This is a genomic window from Varibaculum massiliense, from assembly GCF_900106855.1.
GTDB classification, from domain to species: Bacteria; Actinomycetota; Actinomycetes; order Actinomycetales; family Actinomycetaceae; genus Varibaculum; species Varibaculum massiliense.
Map to the genome: position 1 here is coordinate 521,476 of NZ_FNWI01000004.1, position 19,992 is coordinate 541,467.

21 protein-coding genes are annotated in these 19,992 nt (G+C 55.2%); 1 reads left to right on the forward strand and 20 read right to left on the reverse strand.

The window, feature by feature from the left end; genetic code table 11:
- Positions 1-13: 13 nt before the first annotated feature.
- The gene (rpsB, locus tag BQ5456_RS02415) at positions 14-925 is read right to left on the reverse strand and encodes a 30S ribosomal protein S2 (RefSeq protein WP_071128585.1); all 912 of its coding nucleotides are present in this window, start codon (positions 923-925) and stop codon (positions 14-16) included.
- 537 nt (positions 926-1,462) lie between these two features.
- Between rpsB and BQ5456_RS02420 the strand changes: the two genes are divergently transcribed.
- A complete protein-coding gene (locus tag BQ5456_RS02420) occupies positions 1,463-2,008 on the forward strand; it encodes a M23 family metallopeptidase (RefSeq protein ID WP_071129890.1) in 546 nt (181 codons plus the stop codon).
- A gap of 45 nt (positions 2,009-2,053) precedes the next feature.
- Here the strand turns inward: BQ5456_RS02420 and BQ5456_RS02425 are convergent, their stop codons facing one another.
- The 19 genes from BQ5456_RS02425 to BQ5456_RS02515 form a co-directional block, all read right to left on the reverse strand.
- Positions 2,054-2,965 (reverse strand): tyrosine-type recombinase/integrase, encoded by a 912-nt coding sequence (locus BQ5456_RS02425; RefSeq protein ID WP_071129891.1) that lies wholly within the window; start codon positions 2,963-2,965, stop codon positions 2,054-2,056.
- Positions 2,966-2,967: 2 nt separating this feature from the next.
- Positions 2,968-4,137, reverse strand: coding sequence for a DNA-processing protein DprA (gene dprA, locus BQ5456_RS02430; protein WP_071128586.1), 1,170 nt, complete (start codon positions 4,135-4,137; stop codon positions 2,968-2,970).
- A gap of 8 nt (positions 4,138-4,145) precedes the next feature.
- Positions 4,146-5,696: a YifB family Mg chelatase-like AAA ATPase gene (locus tag BQ5456_RS02435; RefSeq protein ID WP_071128587.1), complete on the reverse strand. Its 1,551-nt coding sequence runs from the start codon at positions 5,694-5,696 to the stop codon at positions 4,146-4,148.
- Between the two features lie 2 nt (positions 5,697-5,698).
- Complete coding sequence (locus BQ5456_RS02440; RefSeq protein WP_071128588.1) at positions 5,699-6,067, reverse strand: YraN family protein; 369 nt, start codon at positions 6,065-6,067, stop codon at positions 5,699-5,701.
- A 146-nt stretch (positions 6,068-6,213) separates the two neighbouring features.
- Complete coding sequence (gene ahpF / locus BQ5456_RS02445; RefSeq protein ID WP_071128589.1) at positions 6,214-7,779, reverse strand: alkyl hydroperoxide reductase subunit F; 1,566 nt, start codon at positions 7,777-7,779, stop codon at positions 6,214-6,216.
- Between the two features lie 2 nt (positions 7,780-7,781).
- Positions 7,782-8,327, reverse strand: a complete 546-nt coding sequence (locus BQ5456_RS02450; RefSeq protein ID WP_456243171.1) for a redoxin domain-containing protein — start codon at positions 8,325-8,327, stop codon at positions 7,782-7,784.
- 127 nt (positions 8,328-8,454) lie between these two features.
- Positions 8,455-8,760, reverse strand: a complete 306-nt coding sequence (locus BQ5456_RS02455; RefSeq protein ID WP_022864068.1) for a DUF2469 domain-containing protein — start codon at positions 8,758-8,760, stop codon at positions 8,455-8,457.
- Positions 8,757-9,602, reverse strand: a complete 846-nt coding sequence (locus BQ5456_RS02460) for a ribonuclease HII (protein WP_071128591.1) — start codon at positions 9,600-9,602, stop codon at positions 8,757-8,759. The genes BQ5456_RS02455 and BQ5456_RS02460 overlap by 4 nt, the downstream gene beginning before the upstream one ends.
- A gap of 1 nt (position 9,603) precedes the next feature.
- Complete coding sequence (lepB, locus tag BQ5456_RS02465; RefSeq protein ID WP_205407842.1) at positions 9,604-10,371, reverse strand: signal peptidase I; 768 nt, start codon at positions 10,369-10,371, stop codon at positions 9,604-9,606.
- Positions 10,372-10,449: 78 nt separating this feature from the next.
- Positions 10,450-10,800 carry a 50S ribosomal protein L19 gene (rplS, locus tag BQ5456_RS02470; protein WP_071129893.1) on the reverse strand — a complete coding sequence of 117 codons (351 nt, stop codon included), beginning with the start codon at positions 10,798-10,800 and terminating at the stop codon, positions 10,450-10,452.
- 134 nt (positions 10,801-10,934) lie between these two features.
- A complete protein-coding gene (gene trmD, locus BQ5456_RS02475; protein ID WP_071128592.1) occupies positions 10,935-12,329 on the reverse strand; it encodes a tRNA (guanosine(37)-N1)-methyltransferase TrmD in 1,395 nt (464 codons plus the stop codon).
- A gap of 20 nt (positions 12,330-12,349) precedes the next feature.
- Positions 12,350-12,835, reverse strand: a complete 486-nt coding sequence (gene rimM / locus BQ5456_RS02480; RefSeq protein ID WP_071128593.1) for a ribosome maturation factor RimM — start codon at positions 12,833-12,835, stop codon at positions 12,350-12,352.
- 91 nt (positions 12,836-12,926) lie between these two features.
- A complete protein-coding gene (locus tag BQ5456_RS02485) occupies positions 12,927-13,175 on the reverse strand; it encodes an RNA-binding protein (RefSeq protein WP_071128594.1) in 249 nt (82 codons plus the stop codon).
- A gap of 2 nt (positions 13,176-13,177) precedes the next feature.
- Positions 13,178-13,669, reverse strand: coding sequence for a 30S ribosomal protein S16 (gene rpsP, locus BQ5456_RS02490; protein WP_071128595.1), 492 nt, complete (start codon positions 13,667-13,669; stop codon positions 13,178-13,180).
- Positions 13,670-13,962: 293 nt separating this feature from the next.
- On the reverse strand, positions 13,963-15,006 hold the full coding sequence (locus tag BQ5456_RS02495) for an inositol monophosphatase family protein (protein WP_083378316.1): 1,044 nt from the start codon (positions 15,004-15,006) through the stop codon (positions 13,963-13,965).
- Positions 15,007-15,040: 34 nt separating this feature from the next.
- Positions 15,041-16,159 (reverse strand): amidohydrolase family protein, encoded by a 1,119-nt coding sequence (locus tag BQ5456_RS02500; RefSeq protein ID WP_071128597.1) that lies wholly within the window; start codon positions 16,157-16,159, stop codon positions 15,041-15,043.
- Positions 16,156-17,742, reverse strand: coding sequence for a signal recognition particle protein (ffh, locus tag BQ5456_RS02505; protein ID WP_071128598.1), 1,587 nt, complete (start codon positions 17,740-17,742; stop codon positions 16,156-16,158). Before ffh ends, BQ5456_RS02500 begins: the two co-directional genes overlap by 4 nt.
- 35 nt (positions 17,743-17,777) lie before the next feature.
- Positions 17,778-19,076, reverse strand: a complete 1,299-nt coding sequence (gene ftsY / locus BQ5456_RS02510) for a signal recognition particle-docking protein FtsY (RefSeq protein ID WP_071128599.1) — start codon at positions 19,074-19,076, stop codon at positions 17,778-17,780.
- An 86-nt stretch (positions 19,077-19,162) separates the two neighbouring features.
- Positions 19,163-19,930 (reverse strand): hypothetical protein, encoded by a 768-nt coding sequence (locus BQ5456_RS02515; RefSeq protein ID WP_071128600.1) that lies wholly within the window; start codon positions 19,928-19,930, stop codon positions 19,163-19,165.
- Positions 19,931-19,992 lie beyond the last annotated feature (62 nt).

Here is a 19,992-nt window from a genome sequence, read left to right on the forward strand (position 1 = left end):
AATCCTCAGCGGATTATTCAGACTTTTCTGCTTCAGCCGGGGCTGCTTCCTCTTCCGCGGGGGCAGCAGGCTCTTCGGATTTCTCTTCAGCTTTCTCTTCGCTGGCTTCGCCCGGGGTGGAGCCTTCTAGCAGTTCGCGTTCCCAATCCGCCAAGGGTTCTTCACTGGCTGCGGCGGCATCCGCACTGTCGGTAGCGGTATCTTCGCTAGCTTCTTTCTTCGCAGCTGCCTTTTGCGAGCGAGCAATCAAGCCATCGGCGCAGGCATCAGCAATAATCCGGGTGAGCAGGGCTACCGAACGGATAGCGTCATCATTGCCGGGAATCCCAAACTCGATTTCGTCTGGATCACAGTTGGTATCCAAAATCGCCACAATCGGGATATTGAGTTTATTGGCTTCTGCCACTGCCAGGTGCTCTTTATTGGTGTCAACTACCCAGATAGCAGAAGGGATACGCGCCATATCGCGAATACCGCCCAGGGTGCGGGCGAGTTTATCTTTCTCACGGCGCATCATCAGCAGTTCTTTCTTAGTGCGTCCGGAACCGGAAACATCGTCAAAGTCGATTTGTTCTAGTTCACGCAGACGCTGCAAACGCTTGTGTACAGTCCCAAAGTTGGTGAGCATACCACCTAACCAGCGCTGATTAACGTAAGGCATCCCTACCCGCTCTGCCTGCTCGGCAATGGAGTCTTGGGCTTGTTTCTTGGTGCCGACAAAAAGGATATTTCCCCCGCGCAGCACAGTTTGCTGCACGAAATCGTAGGCACGATTAATTCCATCGAGAGACTGCGCCAAATCGATTACATAAATACCGTTGCGATCAGTCAAGATGAAGGGCTTCATCTTAGGGTTCCAACGCCGGGTTTGATGTCCAAAGTGAACGCCGCTCTTGAGCAGCTCAGACATGGTTACTACCGCCATGACTTCCTTTCAGTGCGCTAAGGCGCACGCGTTTTTGGGGCTATCGCCCCGCTTACGGTTTCCATTCGGTTCCTGGCACGACGTCCGCTGACACCCGTTTCATCAGGTAGAGATCACTTTCGGGTTGCCCCCAGGTAATCTTCCTAAAAACAGGACCGAAGCCAGCGTGACCCAGCTAGGCTGGTAGTCGTACGCGAAGTCACCTGGTTATCCAGGTGCTAAGTGCTATCTTAGCGGTCTTGAGGTAGCTAGCCCAAGCTGAAAGTGGTGCTGAGCATTGTTAATCTGCTGACAGTTTTCAAAGGAAATACTGGCTATTTCTCTTCCTAAGACGTTCCCGACTGGTTATTCAGTTACCAACGAATGCCCCACTAATCCTGGCGGTTGCTCCTGGTTTGTTTTTCAGCTGGTCTTGCGGTTTTCTCGGCTATCTATCTAGTTTCCCCTAGTTTGTCCTCAGGGGTAGATAAGAGCGCAACTTCCTGGTTAACTTATTACCAATTTTTTTCAGAGGTCACGGGCGCGCAAGCTGAGGGGGTGAACAAGAATCCCTACTCCTTCGGGGCGCTACTAGCAGCTTTGGGGGCGACCTTACTGCTGGCCACTTCCCCAGCCCCCTTTGCCTCTGCTAACACTGGCGCTCAAGGATTTGGGAAAACGGTGAACCTGGCGCAGCTTGCGGGAGAGATTGGATATTACCAGTGGCCAAGTCGCCATCGCGTCCAGATTCTGCGACCTTTTGATCCCCCAAGCTCCCCTTGGGGCAGCGGACACCGGGGAGTTGACCTAGCTATGCCGGCAGGCAGCGAGATTTTTAGTGCGCGGGAAGGAACCGTTTTCTTTGTCGGCACCATCGCCGGCAAACCCAGTATTTCGATTAAACATTCGGAGCTGATTCGCACTACCTATACCCCGGTGAAAAGTGACTTAGCGGTAGGTACAGCGGTTAAGGCTGGTCAAAAGATCGGAACCTTGGAGGAGGGACATCCGGGGCTACATTTTGGGGCAAAAATCGATGACCGCCACTACTTGAATCCCCTGCTGCTAATCCTGGGGCCGATTCGTCTGCTCCCCGACCCCTAAACTAGCTTCTTGCTGCTAGCAGTCGGTAAAGACCCCCAAAAGATGCTAGGCGCGGGGGAAAGCCTGCTGATAGGCACCGATTAGGCGATGAGCATCTACATGGGTATAGCGCTGAGTAGTCGATAGCGCAGAATGTCCTAACATTTCTTGGATTACTCGCAGATCAGCCCCGCCCGCTAACATGTGGGAGGCCATCGAGTGTCGCAGACCGTGCGGTCCTAAATCGGGTACCCCCGCCAGGGCGCAGGCGCGATGCAGACGCCCCCGCACAATCCTTTCCGAAACTGTCCCCCCTTGGGCTCCTAAGAATAGGGCGTCAGCAGGCGGTGATTTTTGTAGCTCGCCCCGCGCCCTCTGCAAGTAAAAACGCAAGGCTTTTTCGGCCTGGGGGCTAAAGGGGACTATTCGTTCTTTAGATCCTTTGCCCCATAGCCGCACCGTACGCGAGTTGAAATCAATATCTTCCGGTACCAAGGTGCAGATCTCGCCCACCCGCGCCCCGGTAGCGTAAATCAATTCGAAGATAGCCCAATCCCGTGCCATCACCGCGTTAGTATCCGCCTGACTTTCACACCAAGCTAACAGCTGTTCAGCTTGCGAAACCGATAGGGTGTGCGGCAGATTTTTCGCAGTTTTCGGGGTACGAAGTTGCTTTGCAAAATCCGTTTCCAGCAATTGATTTTGTTTTGCCCATTTTGAGAAGGCACGCAGCGCCGCGATTTTACGGGCAATAGTGGTGGCGGTTTGTCCTTGCGTACGCAACTGCGCCAACCAGTTACGCGCCGCCAGCAAGGTACAGGCCGGCAAAATGGATTGCTCTTCACTGATTCCGCAATGATCCAGCCACCCGCGCAAATCCGCTAGATAAGCCTTAATGGAGGCTGGCGAGAATGATTTGGCATACTGCAGATAACGGCGATAGTCCTCTAAGGCTTCCCCTCGTTTTACCGCTCGCATCTTTAGACCCCCGCCTTTTTCCATTTGCCATCGACTTGGATTACCCGACCATCCATTTCCAGATTACCCATAACAGATAGCACTTCCTCGATAGCTGCCCCGCTGGCGCGGGCAATTGCCGCGGCATCAGCCAGGCTACCCAGCGGAGTGGCATCCAGAATTCGGGCGCTTAGAGAATCCAGACCGTCCAGGTAACCTGCTTGCACCCGAGTGCGCTCGCTAGTTACCGTCCCTAGGGGTGCAATCATTTCTAACACGTCCTCGGCGCCGCTAATCAAGGTGGCGCCATCTCGGATTAACTGGTTGGAGCCCGCCCATTCGGGTTGGTTAATGGGGCCGGGAACTGCCCCTACCTGGCGCCCTAGCTCCATGCCGTGCCGGGCAGTATTGAGCGCTCCAGAACGAAAACCCGCCTGGATAACCACAGTTGCTGCCGATAACGCCGCGATTAGGCGATTGCGATCTAAAAATCGCCACCGGGTGGGGCGCGATCCGGGCGGATATTGACTAAGCAGTAGCCCTCCCCGCGCAATCTGCTTAAACATCTGCGAATTCATAGCCGGGTATGGTCGATCCAGACCGCCTGCCAGCAGACTAATGGTCGGAGTTTTTGCCCGCAAACACGCCTGGTGAACCAGACAATCTACTCCATAAGCACCCCCGGAAACTAGGGTCATCCCCTCTCCGGCACAACGCCACGCAAGTTCGGTGGCGATATCGTGTCCCAGGTTGGAAACGGCGCGCGCCCCTACCATCGCCACGGTTTTCTCGCTTTCCTTATTTAGCAGGGAGGTATCCCCGATTGCCCACAGTGCCCAGGGTGCGTTAGCGACATTTGTAAACGCGGCTGGCCAATCCGCATCGCGGCGAGTAAGCAGTTTAAAACGTCCTCGGGAAAGCATCTTTTCTAGAGCGGGTAAATCTAGGACTTCTAGGCGAGACCGCCAACGGGAAAATGACTTGTCCCATTTGTCTCCGCCGGTACGTCGCAGCAGCTCTGCTGGTAAATATCTGTGCCATCGCTGTGGATGCTCACTGGCGGCGCGGCGGGCAATTTTTAGGGCGGCAACCGGGCCGAGTTCACTAAGGAGCAAATCTGCTGTCAGATCTCCGGCCTCTGTTAACATTGACCAACTAGCACATGCCAGCCGGTACTGATGATTATCTTCCATGTTTCCTCCTAGGAGCGCTGCGAAGTTCGCAGCGAATAGGCCAGACCAAAATCTTCGTTGGTGGGTTTATCTCTGCCATTTAGATCCGCAGCTGTCCACGCCACTCGGCAGATACGGTCAGCGCCCCGCATAGAGATTCGTCCCGATCCCACCAGGCGATCTAGGCGGTCTTTAGTGGCGGAATCTAAATACTGCTTCAAAATGCGGCTGGGAATGCGCGAGTTCAGGACAATTCCTTGATCTTTCCAGCGATAACGCGCGCGTTCTCGAGCAGTCAACACCCGCTCGCGCACGGTTTTACTGCTCTCGGGTAATTCTTCAGTGGTTAAATCGCTAATTTTTGGTCGCCCTACCCGGCACTGCAGATCGATGCGATCCATAAGCGGTCCCGAAAGCCGCGCTAAATACCGTACCCGCTGATAAGGGGTACATTTACATTCCCCTCCCAGTTGCCCCCACATTCCACACGGGCAAGGGTTAGCCGCAATCACCAGCTGGAAGGCTGCCGGGAAACTGGTAACCGCCCGCGAGCGATGCACGGTTATTTTTGAGGTTTCTAAAGGCTGGCGCAAAGCATCCAGGCTGCGGGTTTGAAATTCGGGGGCTTCATCCAGGAAAAGCACGCCCCGGTGCGCTAAGGAGATTGCGCCGGGGGTGGCGATTCCGCTGCCTCCCCCAATCAAAGCCGGAAGGGTAGCGGAATGGTGCGGGGCAATAAAGGGTGGGCAACGCATTAGGCCATTTGCGGGCATAAAAGTTCCCGCCAGGGAGTGAATCGAGGTCACTTCTAAGGCTTCCTCATCATTTAAAGGCGGTAAAATCCCCGGTAGGCAACGTGCCAGCATGGTTTTCCCGGATCCGGGAACTCCGATGAAACTTAGGTGGTGTCCGCCGGCAGCAGCTATTTCCAAGGCTTTGCGTGCCAGGAACGCTCCCCGTACCTCCTGCAAATCTGGGGAATCTTCCAGTACCGGGGCAGCCGGCGCTGCCAGGGAATCTGGTTTATCGAGGGTTTTAAGCTGCGCTACCCGGTCTTTCATTTTCCGCATCCCTAAATGAGACAGTGCTTCTACCAGGTGCGATACTCCGATGATTTCTATTCCCTCAATTAGGGAGGCTTCGGCGACTGCCTCGGCAGCCACCATCACTTTCTTGAAGCCAGCCCGCCGCGCCGCTAAAACCTGGGGCAAGATTCCTTTTACCCGATAGACGCGCCCGTCTAAACCCAGTTCCCCGCAAAACACCATCCCCTCTGCCCGTTTTTGTACCCCGGCAAAGCGGGAAGCCACCACTGCCAGGGCAATTGGTAAATCAAAACCGGAACCAGTCTTAGGCAGTTCCGCCGGGGAAAGATTAACCGTAAGCCGGGTAGGTTCCCAGCGCAGCCCGGTGGAGGCAATCGCAGCCTCCACCCGAGCCCGAGATTCTCTAAGTGAAGCATCTGGCAGCCCTACCAGGGCGAATGCCGGTAAACCTTGAGTGTGATGGGCTTCAACTTTAATCAAATGACCATTCAAGCCCACCATTCCCAGGGCATAACAAGTTCCGATTTGTGCCATTTTTAGATCCCCCGACAGTGGTTAATCACCGGCACTTTTCCACCGGATACATCAATAGCAATCAAATCGATGCGCACCCCGCACCCTTGACCCAGGTCTGGGTGCTCAGAAAGCCAAAGACTCACCAATTGGCGCAAGCGGCTATATTTTTCGCGCCCAATCCCGCGCCGAGCTCCCCCATACTGCTGGGTGGTGCGGGTTTTTACCTCGGCAAATACTAGGCGCGCCGAACGCGGATCCCGGCAGATAACATCGAGCTCTCCGAAACGACAGCGCCAGTTACGGTCGATAATCTGGTAACCGCACTCTTTCAGCATCCGCACGGCCAGATCTTCTCCCGCCGCCCCGATTACCCGGTTCTTACTTGCCATGCCTCAAGACTGACTCTGCAGGCAGGTAAAGGAAACTTTTTATTTTTTGGGCAAGGAAAACCCCGGATTACCTCCCCTTGGGGATAACCCGTTGTACAGCGTCGAAGACCGAGATAGACCTACCCGCCCCCTCGAAGATAAAGGCGTTAATACAGCTGCTCACCGTGCTGGGGACAGCGGATCAAGTAGTTAAAAGCTCCCAGGGCGGCATTAGCTCCCGCACCCAGGGCAATCACAATCTGCTTATGAGGAGTGTTAGTGCAATCCCCGGCGGCAAAAATTCCGGGTACCGAAGTGGCGCCCTGGTTATCTACTTTGATATACCCGTTTTCTAACTGCATAGTTTCTGGCAACCAGTCAGTGTTAGGAATCGAGCCTATCTGCACAAAGATACCGTCCAGATCCAGGCTGTGTTTCTGCCCTTGGGCATCTTGATATTCCAGACCGGTAACCCGATGACCATCCCCGATCACCCTGGTAGCGTTGGCAGAACTGATGACTTGGGTATTGGGCAGCTCTGTGAGCCGATTGACCAGCACTTTATCAGCCTGCAGTTTTTCAGCTAGGTCAATCAGAGTAACTTCCCGAGCCAATGCCGCTAAATCAATTGCCGCCTCGACTGCCGAGTTTCCCCCTCCCATGACTGCAACCCGGCGATCGGCAAACAATGGACCGTCGCAGTGAGGACAGAAAGTAACCCCCCGGTTCAAGTACTGTTCTTCACCAGGAATATCCAGACGCCTAAAACTGGTGCCGGTACAAATCACCACGGTACGCGCGCGCAGACAAGCCCCGCCCTCGGTAGTCAGCGGAATCAGCCCGTCCTCGCCGCGCTGCCCAATGGCTTCAATCTGAATCCCACCAATCTGCTCAACTGCGTAATCGCGTAGGTTCGCTTTAAAGGTGGCGACTAGATCCTCGGGTTGGACGCGTTCAAGGGTAATTAGATTCTCGATCTGACCGCTCTCCAGGATTTGTCCCCCGATGCGGTCTGCCACTAACCCGACCCGCAACTGTTTACGCGCCGCATATACTGCCGCGGCGGTAGCGGCCGGGCCTCCCCCGATTACCAGCACATCGAAAGGCTCCAGGGCATTCAAACGCTTCAGGCGCAGCCCCGTCATTCCCCGTCCAATCTTGGAAACAATCTGTTCTAAAGTTGCCCTGCCCTGCAGGAATACTTCCCCATCCTTCATCACCGTGGGTACTGATTGCAGATGCAGATGCTCGAACTCTTCCCAGAAAGTTCCCCCATCCACCGTGGTGTGCTTAATCAGCGGGTTGATAACCGAAATTGCATTTAAGGCTTGTACTACGTCCGGGCAGTTCATGCAGGAAAGCGAAACATAACTGGTGAACTCGGCGGGTTCATCGATTTCTTTAATCGCGGCGATAATATCGGCGTCAGCCTTCACCGGATGTCCGCCCACCTGCAACAGCGCCAACACGAAACTGTTGAACTCAGTTCCAGTCGGCACCCCCGCGAAACGCACGCTGATATCGGAATCAGCTCGCCGAATCGCAAAAGAGGGTTTGCGCTGGTTTTCTTCCCATTTGACTTGGATATTATCCGATAATCCCGCTATCTGATGCAGGATTTCGGAGGTCTGCTTGGACTGTTCAGAATAATCCAGGGAAGTGGCGAACTCTACCGGGTATTTAACTAATCCAATAACTTGTTTTACCTGGTCAAGGATTTGTTCTTCTAACATATTTATAGCTTTCCGGACAGATCAAAAGTAGGAGTAATCGTGCTTTCGCCCAAATCCCAGTTCGCGGGACAAACTTCATCCGGGTGGTCGTAAATATATTGTGCCGCCCGCACTTTCCGCAGCAGTTCCCCGGCGCTGCGTCCGACTGCATCGGAAGTGGTTTCTACGTATTGAATAATCCCGCTGGGATCAATCAAGAAAGTGCAGCGATAGGCACAGCCGGATTCTTCGTCCAAGGCCTCGAAGGCACGCGAGATTTTGCCGGTAGGGTCGGCTACCATGGGGAAGGAAATTTTTTGAATCCGTTTCGAGGTTTTATGCCAGGCCTTATGGGAGTGATGTTTATCGGTAGAAACTGAATAGACCTCTACCCCCATCCGCTGCAACTGGGCATAGTTGTCTGCCAAATCCTCTAGTTCAGTGGGGCAAACGTAGGAAAAATCCGCCGGATAGAAGAACATTATTGCCCATTTATCACGGTAATCCTCGCTGGATACGTCGACAAATGAGTCGTTATGGAAAGCTATCCCGGACCAGTCCGGCGCCACAGCATTAATCTTGGACACTGTCAGCCTTTCTGCATATAAACCATCGTTAAAATGCCTAACACTTTCCTTCTATGGTAACAGCCGCTCGTCATCTCGGTTAGGTAAATACACTATCCGGGTCAGTATTTTAAATAGTTATTTCTGATTCGGGCAGTTTTTCAACGTTAATATCTTTGAACGAGTAAACCTTGACACGGTTGACGAAACGGGAGGGGCGATAAATATCCCACACCCAGGCGTCCTGCAAAGTTACTTCAAAGAAAACATCCCCGCCATTATTGTGCATTTGCACGTCAACCTGATTCGCCAAGTAGAAGCGGCGATCGGTTTCCACCACGTATTTGAAGATGGAAACCACATCTCGGTATTCACGGAATAGGGCGAGTTCCTGATGATTCTCGTACGCCTCTAGATCTTCAATGCCCAATGTCATCCCCTCTGACTACTGAAAACTATCGGAGGCTGCGCCCGTTTTTCGCGGCGAGTATGCCAAGCCCGAGTGAATTCGGATGCCGGCACTCCTTGCAAATGCCAGCTGAGGCGGTGTAAAGAATCCAACCCTAAGTGGCTAATTGCCTGTAGGTGCTGCGCGGACGCATATCCCTTATTTGCTGCCCAGCCATACCCCGGATCGGGTAAGCCGCTCATAAGTCTATCTCGAGTAACCTTCGCCAACACGGAAGCAGCGGCGATAACTACCGATTTCCCGTCCCCTTTAACCAAAGTGGTAACTTCGCGGGGAATTTCTTTTCTCGAGGAGGTGTCCGGCGTCGATTCGGGCAGGGGCGCTTCGCAGGTCGCAAATAAGTCTGCAGGTGCCGATAGATAGTCAAAACTGCCATCAAGCAGCAGTAAACGCGGGGAAAAACCAATTGTTTCTATTGTTTCCAGGGCGCGGTATGCCGCTAAACGCAAGGCGGGAGTCAAGCCCTCCCGATCGATTTCCTCGGGGCTAGCAGTTCCTACCGCCCAGGCAGCCGGCCACGCCGCTAACTCGTCAAACATGGCTTCGCGCCGCCTAGCGGTTAGCTGTTTCGAATCGGTTAAACCAGCTGGAGGCTCCCCCTCGGTGCCATCTATGATTGCTATTCCCACCGCCAAAGGCCCCGCGATTGCCCCCCTGCCTACTTCGTCAATGCCGGCTACGCAAGTTAGCTTAGTCGCCGCCGTGCCGCCCTCACCTGCAAGAATAGTACCAGAGTTCGGTGGGGTAAATAGTTTACGGGCGCGCTGCAGTAGGGAAAGTTCCAGGTCGCGGCTTGGGGTGGTTGTCATTTTAGGGAGCGGGGGGAACTGCCGCGAAAGCGTCGGTGTTCTTAATCGTAGACACCCGATTTAACGGCCACATGATTGCGAAGGCTCGTCCCGTCACCTGGTCTACAGACACAAACCCTTTCGAAGGTTCTTTTATATGGAAACGCGAATCCTCTGAATTGGAACGGTTGTCCCCCATCACCCAAAGTTTCCCGGCCGGCACCGTGACATCGAATTTGATTAACGAGGGCGCACTGCCAGGGTTTATATATCCACTTTCGTCTACGCTCACTCCGTTGACTTTCAGTCTGCCGTTAGTGTCGCAGCATTGCACCCGATCCCCAGGCAGCCCCACAATCCGCTTTACCAGGTGGTTGTGGGAGTCGTCGGGACGTAATCCCACCCAGATCATTATTTTTCCGGCAATGGAGGGACTGGGGGTGGTGCCATCGCGTTTTAACCAGTTGTCATCATCTTGGAAAACGATTACGTCACCCCGGTTAAGTTGCCGGTATTTGGGAACCAGTTTCGACACGATGATGCGGTCATTGATTTGCAGGGTTTGTTCCATCGACGAGGATGGGATTTGGAAGGCTTGCAGCAAAAAAGCTTTGATAATCGCCGAGATAGCCAGGGCTACCACCACCATCATTAGGGTTTCGCGAATCATTAGCCACCCTTTGGAGGGAGTTTTGCGCGTGCGTCGACCTCCGGGGGCAAGACTGCCTTTACCCCGGTTTCCTAAGCCGCTTGTGGCTCCAGTCTCTTTCATCCCTTTAGCTCCCGCCATGATTCGATGTTTCCATCATGCCACATATAAGTTAATCGGCTCTGCCAGCGGGCAGAGCCGATTAACAAAATAGTGTTATTAGGAGTCGCGGCGCTCTTTAATGCGAGCGGCTTTACCGTGACGTTCACGCAGGTAGTATAGTTTCGCCCGGCGCACATCACCGCGGGTTACTACCTCTAGAGAATCGATAGTCGGCGAGTTTACCGGGAAGGTACGTTCTACCCCGATACCGAAGCTGATTTTACGCACGGTGAAAGTAGCATTTGCCTGTTTCTTGCCATGACGGGCGATTACTACCCCCTGGAACACCTGGATACGAGTGTTTCCACCTTCGGTGACGCGTACGTTTACTTTAACAGTGTCCCCAGCGCGAAAATCAGGTAGATCCGAGCGCTGGCTCTTCTGGTTAATCTCATCGATGATATTCAATGTAGTTTCCTCATTTGCTTTCGTTCCGCAGGTAACGTCAGCTATCGGGCCGGTCTCGCCGGCGTATCTAGCATTGCTAAGCGGCATTTGCGGCCCCCTGCGGCAGGTTTCGCAGCCTACTTATGCAACCTTGCTTATTGTGCCACGTTTTGCGCCCAAGACGGAACTTGGTGGGCTGTGAAATCCCTAACCGCGATTAGATCGTGGTTTTCGATTCCCCCTACTAGGAAGGTGCGGCGCCCGCATTTGCGGTAACCGTGGTGGCGGTAGAACTTTAATGCCCGCCGGTTCGCCTGGTTAGTCCCTAAACCAATCTTGGTTAGATGCGGGAAGTGCTCTTGCAGGTAGGCGTGGGTTACTTCTAGCATGGCGCCCGCTAGTCCCGAGCCGCGCCAGCGCTCATCCAGATAACATTTAGACAGGTAGGCGCAGTTTTCTCCCGCGGTTTTCACCAGGTTTTCTTCGGGGGGTAAAAATCCGGGCTCTCCCACGTGGGTCAGGGTATAGCCGGCAGTTTCCCAAGTGGTTTCCTCTTGCCCGGGAGCGCCGGGGGCCACTTCTGTCAAGAGGATGAAGGTTCCCGGGTCAGCTAAATAGGCTTTAAACGCCGGCTCACTGAGTTCTTGATCTACGAAGCGTTTAATGGCATGCGCGGGTAAATAATCTGGGCAGGCCTGCGGGAATAGGTGGGAAGCGATGGCTGAACAGGTGGCAGCCTCTCCCGGCCGCGCCCGGCGAAAACGTACCCGCTGGCTATAGGGGGCAGGCAGGATTCCCTGAGCAGCCAGGATTTCGCGATCAGATTTTTGAAGAGCCCCGGGCTCTATTTCCCAGATCAAGTCGGGGCGACGAGCGGCAGTTAACATTAGGGACTGCTGGCGGCGCCAACTTTTAACTTTCTGGTGATCCCCGCTGAGCAAAACTGCGGGAATATCCAGGCCGCGCCAAGTAGCCGGCTGCGTATAGGCTGGATACTCTAACAGACCGGATAGCTCATAAGATTCTTCCACCAAGGAATTGGGGTTGCCCACGAAACCTTCCAATAGGCGGCAGGTGGCTTCTACCAGGGCAACGGCGGCGACTTCCCCGCCATTAAGCACATAGTCCCCCAGGGAAAAAGGCAGCACCTTTACGCCCGGCAACTGCTGATAATACTGGCTTACCCGTTGGTCGATGCCTTCATAGCGCCCGCAGGCCACTACCAGATGCTCGGTGTTTTCCGCTAAATCGCGCACCTGCCGTTGAGTGAGCGGAACGCCCGACGGAGTAGGAATCGCCAGCACTGTTTTAGGGGCACCTGCCTGGGCAATCACTTGATCAATGGCTTTTCCCCACACATCGGGTTTCATCACCATCCCCGCGCCCCCGCCCGCGGGGGCGCGGTCCACAGTGCGATGGACATCTTCGGTCCAGTCCCGCAAATCCCAAACCTGGGTTTGCAAAATCCCACTAGAGCGGGCTTTACCCATGAGGGAAACATCTAAGCAATCAAAGAACTGGGGGAAAATGGAAATAATGTCTATCCGCATCTTGCTGCCTTTCTGCGCCTCTAGAACAGCCCCTCGGGGGCATCCACGGTGATTACCCCATTTTCCAGGTCAATCCCGGTCACTAAGGCTTTCACAAAAGGCACTTCCACTAGCTGCCCGGCCGCGGTGGTTACTTGCAGGCGATCTTGAAATCCGCCCATCTCTAGCCCGCTGCACTCCCCCAAGGTTTCGCCCTCGGGACTAAGAACCTCTAGCCCGGCTAACTGGGCAGCCGCGTATTCATCTTCGCGGGAAGTCTCGGGGGCAAAAAGTTCGCTGCCCCGGATAGATTCTGCATCTTCACGGGTGTTTATATGGGAAAAAGTCAGGCAGTAGCGGTTTTTTATTTCCCGGTAGGATGCCACTGTCCATTCTTCTCCGGCGGCGGTAGTAAGGGTTGCCCCCACTTGGAAACGTTCGGCGGGATAGTCGGTAAAGGGACGCACCAGCACTTCACCTTTTAGACCACGCGGCGGACCGACCTGCCCTACTTTTACCAGATCCATTTTTCTCCCCTAGACACATCACCAGAATATACCTGCAGATAAAGTTGCGAGCCCCATGAATCCTCATGGGGCTCGCAACTAAAAACTAGCGTTACCGGCGCGAACGGCGATCGGTGTCGACTACATCAACCCGAACCGGTCCGCGAGCGGAAAGTGCACCCATAACTTTGCGCAGAGCCCGCGCGGTGCGTCCTCCCCGACCGATTACGCGTCCAAGATCCTGCGGATTAACCCGCACTTCTAGCAGCTTGCCGCGCCGCATACTGCGTTCATCCACCCGCACATCTTCGGGGTGATCGACAATTCCACTAACTAGATGTTCTAGTGCATCCGCCAACATTATTAGGCTTCCTCGCTCTCGGGAGCAGCTTCTTCAGCTTCCGCGGATTCTGCCGCTTCCGCGGCTTTTGCTTCTTCGGCTTCCTTAGCTGCCGCTTCTGCCTCGGCCTTAGCTTTTTCTTCGCTGGCCTTGGCTTTACGCTTTTGTGCCTCGTCCGCGGCGGCTTTCACGTTCTTTTCGCGAGCCTGGTCGCTGCTAAGAGTTTCTTTGGTCTTAATCCAGCTTTCAACGTTTTCTTTACCGTTGAAGCGGGCAATATCGCCTGAGAGTACCAGTAACCGGCGAACTGCGTCTGAGGGCTGCGCCCCCACGCCGAGCCAGTACTGCACCCGATCCGACTTGACCTGAATGAAAGACGGTTCCTCGTTGGGGTTGTACTGTCCAACCTCTTCGATTACGCGACCGTCGCGTTTTTTGCGGCTGTCTACCACTACAATCCGGTACACCGGGTAGTGAATCTTACCAATACGCTTTAAACGAATACGAACTGCCACTTTTGTGGTTTCTCCTGTTCTATTGACTGCTGAGCGCCCGCCCTAGCCGGTGGGATACGGCCTGGATCAAGCCCTCGAGACAAGGCCGCCACACAGAGAGGGGGTGTATTGGCCCGGTACAACTAGCTATTCTGCCAGATTTTGGCGCCAGGTTTCTACTTTATTCCCCGCTAGGGCGGCTTCTTTGAGCAGTTTCACACCTCTAGCTACCTGCAGTGTGGCTGCGAGCTAATCACCAAGCAGCCTTCTGCCGCACTTATTCACCGCCCCGACTGCGGTGAAATCCGGAAAAACTATTGAAAAGCGCAAATAAACTGTTCGACTGCGGCACGGGCAGTAACCGGATCTAGACCACGGGCGCTAGCCACGAACGCTCCCCGTAAATACTCAGGTTCTTCCTGGTTATGACGGGTTTTAAAAGTGTGAACGTTGCCTCCGGCAACTCGCACCAGGTGGATCCCGGCCGCCACGTCCCAGGGGCGCATCGCAGTTCCAAAGGCGACTGCGGTATGCCCGGCGGCTACCTGTGCCAGGTCAAGAGCGCCGGCACCGGGAGAATGAACGGTGGCATAAGCATCAGCCAGACGGGCCGCCATCTGCCAAGATTTTTCTACTCGCTGCGGATTCCTATCACGGAAGGGGAAATAGCCGGTGATGATGCCTTCACTTTCAGCGTGGGCGCCCTCGGCACGCATGCGCGCGGCTCGCTCCCCCTCATACAGGGTGGCTTCGGTAGCATCAGCGATGAAAAGTTCGCGGGTATAGGGAACATAAACTGCGCCTGCCACCGTTTTTCCCTCAAGCTCTACTCCAATGGAAGTGTTGAAATAAGCTACTCCGGAGGCAAAGTTCGCGGTGCCATCAATGGGATCCACTATCCAACGCACCCGAGTACCCAAGTCTTTTACTAGCGCTTTTGCTTCCGCCAGTTCGCCTACTCCCGGAGCATCCTCCCGCCGGTGGGGCTGGGCCTGCTCCCAGGCAAATTCCTCAACCAATATCGGATCTAGCCCCTGCCGGCACCCTCCTTCCCAGCTAGCGCGTTGAACCTGCTCTAAAGTTAAGGTTCCGGCGGCGGCAACTTTTTCTTTCTCGAGGACATGCTCCCCGGTTTCCTCCCCCAAGATCCGGGAGCCAGGAACCGCGCTTCCTAGCAGGTACTGCAACCGCGCCTCCACGTAGCGGTCATGGATAGTGACCGGATCGTGGATACCGGCTTTCAAGAACACTTCTAGGGGCGCCCGGAAGGCTTTGCGCAGGTAGACTCCTACCTGTTGCGCCGCCTCCCCCGCGACGATCATTAGCGCATGGTCAAGGCTCATTCCCGAAGTGCTCATAGCTTCTATTATTACCCTCTTTAGGTTATTAGTCCTAGGAAGTGGGGACTTTACCCGGGAACTCTTTGCCCAATAGTGCCACTTTTTCGGGTTTAACCGCCACTTTCGGGTCGCCAATCGGATCTGAGGAATAGCGCAGGTAATCGGCACGCGCCCCCGGTTCAATGGCGCCAATCCCCAGATAGTCACGGGCACGCCAAGTTGCAAAATCAATAATTTCCCAGGTCTCTACCCCGCCGCGTTCCCACAGGGACAGTTCTCGCCCCAGTTCTCCATGCGGCTGGTAACCACCAGAATCGGTTCCGGGCAGCAGATGCACTCCCGCGGCGTGGAGCATTGCAAAGTGTTCGCGCCGCTGCTCCCACATTTTCTGCATAGTCGCCGCATAGACTGGGTATTTTTGCCCCGCTTGCGCCGCGAACTGGTTAAACAGCTCTACTTGCAACAAGGTTGGGGTGACGGGAATCCCGCGCCGGGCGCACTCTTGAGCCTGATTGGCATCGATCCCGCTGCCATGCTCAATGCAGTCGATCCCGGCGTCTAGCAGTCCCGCGATCGCTTTATGGGAAAATGCGTGCGCGGTTACTCGCGCCCCTGCCTCGTGAGCAGCCGCGATCCCTTCTTTCAAGATTTCGGTGGGCCACAGGGGATCTAAATCTGAATCTGCTCCCTTCGAGCGGTCAATCCAGTCGGCCACGATTTTTACCCAGCCGTCACTGCGCTCTGCCTGTTTAGCCATCACCTGCGGTAAATCGCTCAGGTTTTCTACCTCTACCGGCAGCAAGCGCATATAACGTTTGGGGCGAGCAATATGGCGGCCGCAGCGAATAATCGGCGGCAGTGCGGGGTTGTCCAAAATCCCGGGGGCATACTCTAGGTTTCCGCAGTCTCGAATGGCTAAGATTCCGCAGCCTAGATCTGCCTGCGCCTGCGCTAATGCTTCTTGCGGGGTAGCCAGCTCCCCTACTGCCGCAAACCCAATATGGCAATGCACATCGCAAAATCCGGGCAGGAAATAGTCGCCGTCAGCGCTGTTATCTTCTCTAAACGCCCCGAAGTGTCCATCCTCGGTAATCGGTAACTGCCCCCGCACCCAGCGGGGAGCCTGCTTAGCTTGCTTACGGTAATAAAAATTTCCGCTCAGCAGCTTCATCGCTGCCCCAACATCCGTTTCAAGTCATCGGGCAAGTCATCCAAAGTGGGAGCAGCGGCCGGGGCTGCGGGTTGAGCAGCCCCCATTCCGAAGGCACTGCCGGCAGCGGGTGCCGGAGCCGTTTCCTCGCCTTTCACAGCTTGCCGGGCCTCCCACTGTTTTTGCTTCGCGGGGTTTCCGAACTTGCGGCGATTCTTCTTGCCGGTCTTGCGCTGCTTCTTGGTGGCGCCCCCGCGTCCGCCCGGCATTCCCGGCATGGAAGGCATTCCCGGCATACCTCCCCCGTTGGACATGCGTTTCATCATTTTTGCAGCCTGTGTAAACCGCTCTACCAGCCCATTTATCTCGGTAACGGTGGTGCCAGAACCACGCGCAATCCGGGCACGGCGCGAACCGTTCAGCAAGGATAAATCGTCGCGTTCTTGTGGGGTCATGGAGTTTACGATGGCTTCAATCCGGTCGATGCTCTTTTCATCAAAAGCATCTAGCTGGTCGCGGTACTGATTCATGCCGGGCAGCATTCCCATCAGTTTCTTCATCGACCCCATCTTGCGCAGCTGCTGCAATTGCGCCATAAAATCAGTCAGGGTGAACTGGCCTTTTTGCATCTTGCGAGCCAGCGCCTCGGCCTCTTTTTGGTCATAGGCCTTTTGGGCTTGCTCGATTAAGGTGAGCATATCGCCCATATCGAGGATGCGTCCGGCCATCCGTTCGGCATGGAAACGCTCAAAATCACCCAAGTTTTCGCCGGTAGAGGCAAAAAGAATCGGCTGCCCGGTTACTCCCCGCACCGAAAGCGCCGCCCCGCCGCGAGCGTCACCATCGAGTTTGGACAGCACTACCCCGGTAAAGCCCACCCCGTCCCGGAAGGCAATCGAGGTTTGCACTGCGTCTTGCCCCACCATAGCGTCCAGGACGAAGAGAATCTCGTGGGGGTTAACCGCGTCGCGGATATCGCGTGCCTGGCGCATCATTTCTTCGTCAACACCCAACCGACCGGCGGTATCGACAATGATTACGTCATAGCCTTCGGTAATCGCCCGGTTTAATCCCGAGCGCGCTACCTCGACCGGATCGCCCTGCCCATCCCCGGATGCGGGGGCGTGAATATCTACCCCAGCTTTTTCGGCGACAATACTCAGCTGAGTGACCGCGCCGGGACGCTGCAGGTCACAGGCAGCCAGGAGGACGCGTTTGCCTTCTTCTTCCCGCAGCCACTTGCCCAGTTTCCCGGCCAGGGTGGTTTTACCGGCACCTTGCAGACCGGCCAACATAAACACGGATGGTCCACGCTTCGCATAGTGTAATTCCCGGGTCTCGCCCCCCAGGACTTCTACCAGTTCGTCATGAACAATCTTGACTACCTGTTGGCCGGGATTAAGCGCTTTCGAACGCGCCGCCCCATAAGCTTGCTGGCGCACCGTCTTGGTGAACTGCCGGACTACCGGCAGCGCTACGTCGGCCTCTAGCAGGGCACGCCGAATTTCGGAGACGGTAGCGTCAACATCCGCCTCGGTCAGCAAGCCTTTAGAGCGCAGACGCTTAAAGGAATCGGCTAGGCGATCAGACAGGCTATTAAACAAAGTGTTTCCTCCTGGAAATAGTCTCGCCGTCTAGTTTACTTCAGCAGCGCGTCAACGAAGTCCTCGGGTACGAAAGGCGCTAAATCGTCTGGTCCTTCCCCCAGACCCACCAGCTTGACCGGCACAGATAGTTCGCGTTGTACGCTGACCACGATTCCGCCCCGCGCCGTTCCATCAAGTTTTGTCAGCACAATACCGCTAACATCGACTACTTCGGAGAATACTTTTGCCTGTTGCATCCCGTTTTGTCCGGTAGTGGCATCTAGAACTAGCAAGGTCTCAGTCACCGGAGCGCTCTTTTCGATTACCCGTTTGACCTTACCTAGCTCGTCCATCAAACCGGCTTTATTCTGCAGACGCCCGGCGGTATCTACCAGCACCACATCCAGTCTTTTATCTTTGGCGTATTTTACGGCGTCGAAAGCTACCGAAGCCGGGTCGGCGCCCTCTTTATCGGAGCGCACCACTTCCACCCCAACCCGGTTTCCCCAAGTCTCTAGCTGGTCAGCGGCGGCTGCCCGGAAAGTATCGGCGGCTCCCAGCACTACCGACTTATTTTCTGCCACCAGAATCCGGGCAATCTTACCGACGGTGGTGGTTTTCCCGGTGCCGTTTACGCCTACGGCGAGGACGATCCCGGGCTTAGAACCATCGGCTTGCTCTAGGTGCAAGCTGCGATCTAGATCCGGGTTTACCAGCTCAATCAACTTGGTGCGTAAGATTTCTCGAATCTTTACGGGATCGGAGGTGCCCAACACTTTCGCCTGGGTGCGCAGTTCTTCCATCAGTTCATCGGTGGCAGCAACCCCTAAGTCTGCCAGCAGCAAAGTATCTTCTATTTCTTCCCAATCCTCGGCACTAAGATCCCCGCGACCGAGCACCCCCAGTAGCATTTTGCCGAAAGATCCTGATTTAGCCAGGCGGGAACGCAGGCGCTGCATCCGCCCTTGGGCAGGTTCCGGGGTTTCGAGGGCGCCTTGAGAGCTTTCTTGCTCTGGGGCAACCGGCTGTGCTTCCTCCTCACTAGAAGCTTCACTCGGTTCCTCGGCGGCGGGGGCTTCACTCAGATTCCCTGCCGATTCCGCTGATTCCGCCTTCTGTACCTCTGGTTCTGCCGCTAACGGTTCCGGCTCTGCCGACTCCGGCTGCGCAGCTGCGACAGATACTTTCTCCTCGTCTACCTGGGCGGCAGGCGCCGCAATTTGTTTAGCCTTGGAGGACTCCAACTGTTTTTTGGCTTTCGCGGAACGCACTGCTAAGGCGCTACCGGTTCCAATTACCGCCAAAACCAGAACTATAACCACAATCCCGAGAGGTGAAAAAAGAAAACTCATGTCTCTATTGTCACCTATTGGCGCGCTCAGGTCATATTAGGGATAGTTTTCCTTCCGTGAGCTGCCGGTTTAGAAAAATATCGGGTTTATTCCGATTTAAGAGGCTGCCAGGAAACCTTATCCACGTGGAAAGGCTCGTCCCCCGGCAAACCGGCGTGCGCTTCTAAGTCCAGTTCAGCAGCGCCTGTCTGTTCCGTGGGGGTATCGGGGGTGAACTTGCGAGCCCAGCGACGCATCTGCCCGTCCTGGTGGTCCTTCGGCTTGTCCGCAAGGGGCGTATCCGCAATCTTTTGGGTTCCAGCAGCTTTTTCCTTGGTTTTATTCCCGGAAACTGCGACCACATTTACCGCCGGTACCTGCGGCAGGTAGCTAGTGGAATCTCCTGGATCTTTCACTATCGGGGTTGCAGCACTAGCTGGAGGGCGACGATGCTGAGCGGGAGCAAAAGTGGGAGGTAGCATCCCGTCAGAGTCCTGCCAAGCTCCCTTAGCCGCAGCTTTTGTCCGCTTTTGCTGACGCGCCGCATCTTTCTCTGCCCGGCGCGTACGCATCGCTGCAACTTCTTCCCCCCATATTTGTCCGGCAGCGCTGCGCAGGTTCTCCACCTCTGCCAGAGGATCAGCGGATTCTCCTGGCGCTGCCTCTTGCAGCAAAGTATCGAGGCGTACCCGCTGACCAGATTGTTCCCGGGGGGCGCGATGGTCGTTTTCTTGCCAAGAACCAGCCGACTCGCGGATCCATTCCCGCACCCCACCTCCGGGGCGGCGCGTACGCACCATGACCGCCACCACCAGCACTCCAATAAGTACAGTGATGCCAATGCCCACGAATAGTAAGATTAACGGCTTAGTCACGTAATCTAGTATGCCAACACTTAAGCGATTTACCGACTCCGGTTATTGACCGATACCAAACT

Coding starts and splice junctions, on each gene's coding strand:
- rpsB (WP_071128585.1), bottom strand. CDS start 925: ATGGCGGTAGTAACCATGTCTGAGCTGCTCAAGAGCGGCGTTCACTTT.
- BQ5456_RS02425 (WP_071129891.1), bottom strand. CDS start 2,965: ATGCGAGCGGTAAAACGAGGGGAAGCCTTAGAGGACTATCGCCGTTAT.
- dprA (WP_071128586.1), bottom strand. CDS start 4,137: ATGGAAGATAATCATCAGTACCGGCTGGCATGTGCTAGTTGGTCAATG.
- BQ5456_RS02435 (WP_071128587.1), bottom strand. CDS start 5,696: ATGGCACAAATCGGAACTTGTTATGCCCTGGGAATGGTGGGCTTGAAT.
- BQ5456_RS02440 (WP_071128588.1), bottom strand. CDS start 6,067: ATGGCAAGTAAGAACCGGGTAATCGGGGCGGCGGGAGAAGATCTGGCC.
- ahpF (WP_071128589.1), bottom strand. CDS start 7,779: ATGTTAGAAGAACAAATCCTTGACCAGGTAAAACAAGTTATTGGATTA.
- BQ5456_RS02455 (WP_022864068.1), bottom strand. CDS start 8,760: ATGACATTGGGCATTGAAGATCTAGAGGCGTACGAGAATCATCAGGAA.
- BQ5456_RS02460 (WP_071128591.1), bottom strand. CDS start 9,602: ATGACAACCACCCCAAGCCGCGACCTGGAACTTTCCCTACTGCAGCGC.
- lepB (WP_205407842.1), bottom strand. CDS start 10,371: ATGGCGGGAGCTAAAGGGATGAAAGAGACTGGAGCCACAAGCGGCTTA.
- trmD (WP_071128592.1), bottom strand. CDS start 12,329: ATGCGGATAGACATTATTTCCATTTTCCCCCAGTTCTTTGATTGCTTA.
- rimM (WP_071128593.1), bottom strand. CDS start 12,835: ATGGATCTGGTAAAAGTAGGGCAGGTCGGTCCGCCGCGTGGTCTAAAA.
- BQ5456_RS02485 (WP_071128594.1), bottom strand. CDS start 13,175: ATGTTGGCGGATGCACTAGAACATCTAGTTAGTGGAATTGTCGATCAC.
- BQ5456_RS02495 (WP_083378316.1), bottom strand. CDS start 15,006: ATGAGCACTTCGGGAATGAGCCTTGACCATGCGCTAATGATCGTCGCG.
- BQ5456_RS02500 (WP_071128597.1), bottom strand. CDS start 16,159: ATGAAGCTGCTGAGCGGAAATTTTTATTACCGTAAGCAAGCTAAGCAG.
- ftsY (WP_071128599.1), bottom strand. CDS start 19,076: ATGAGTTTTCTTTTTTCACCTCTCGGGATTGTGGTTATAGTTCTGGTT.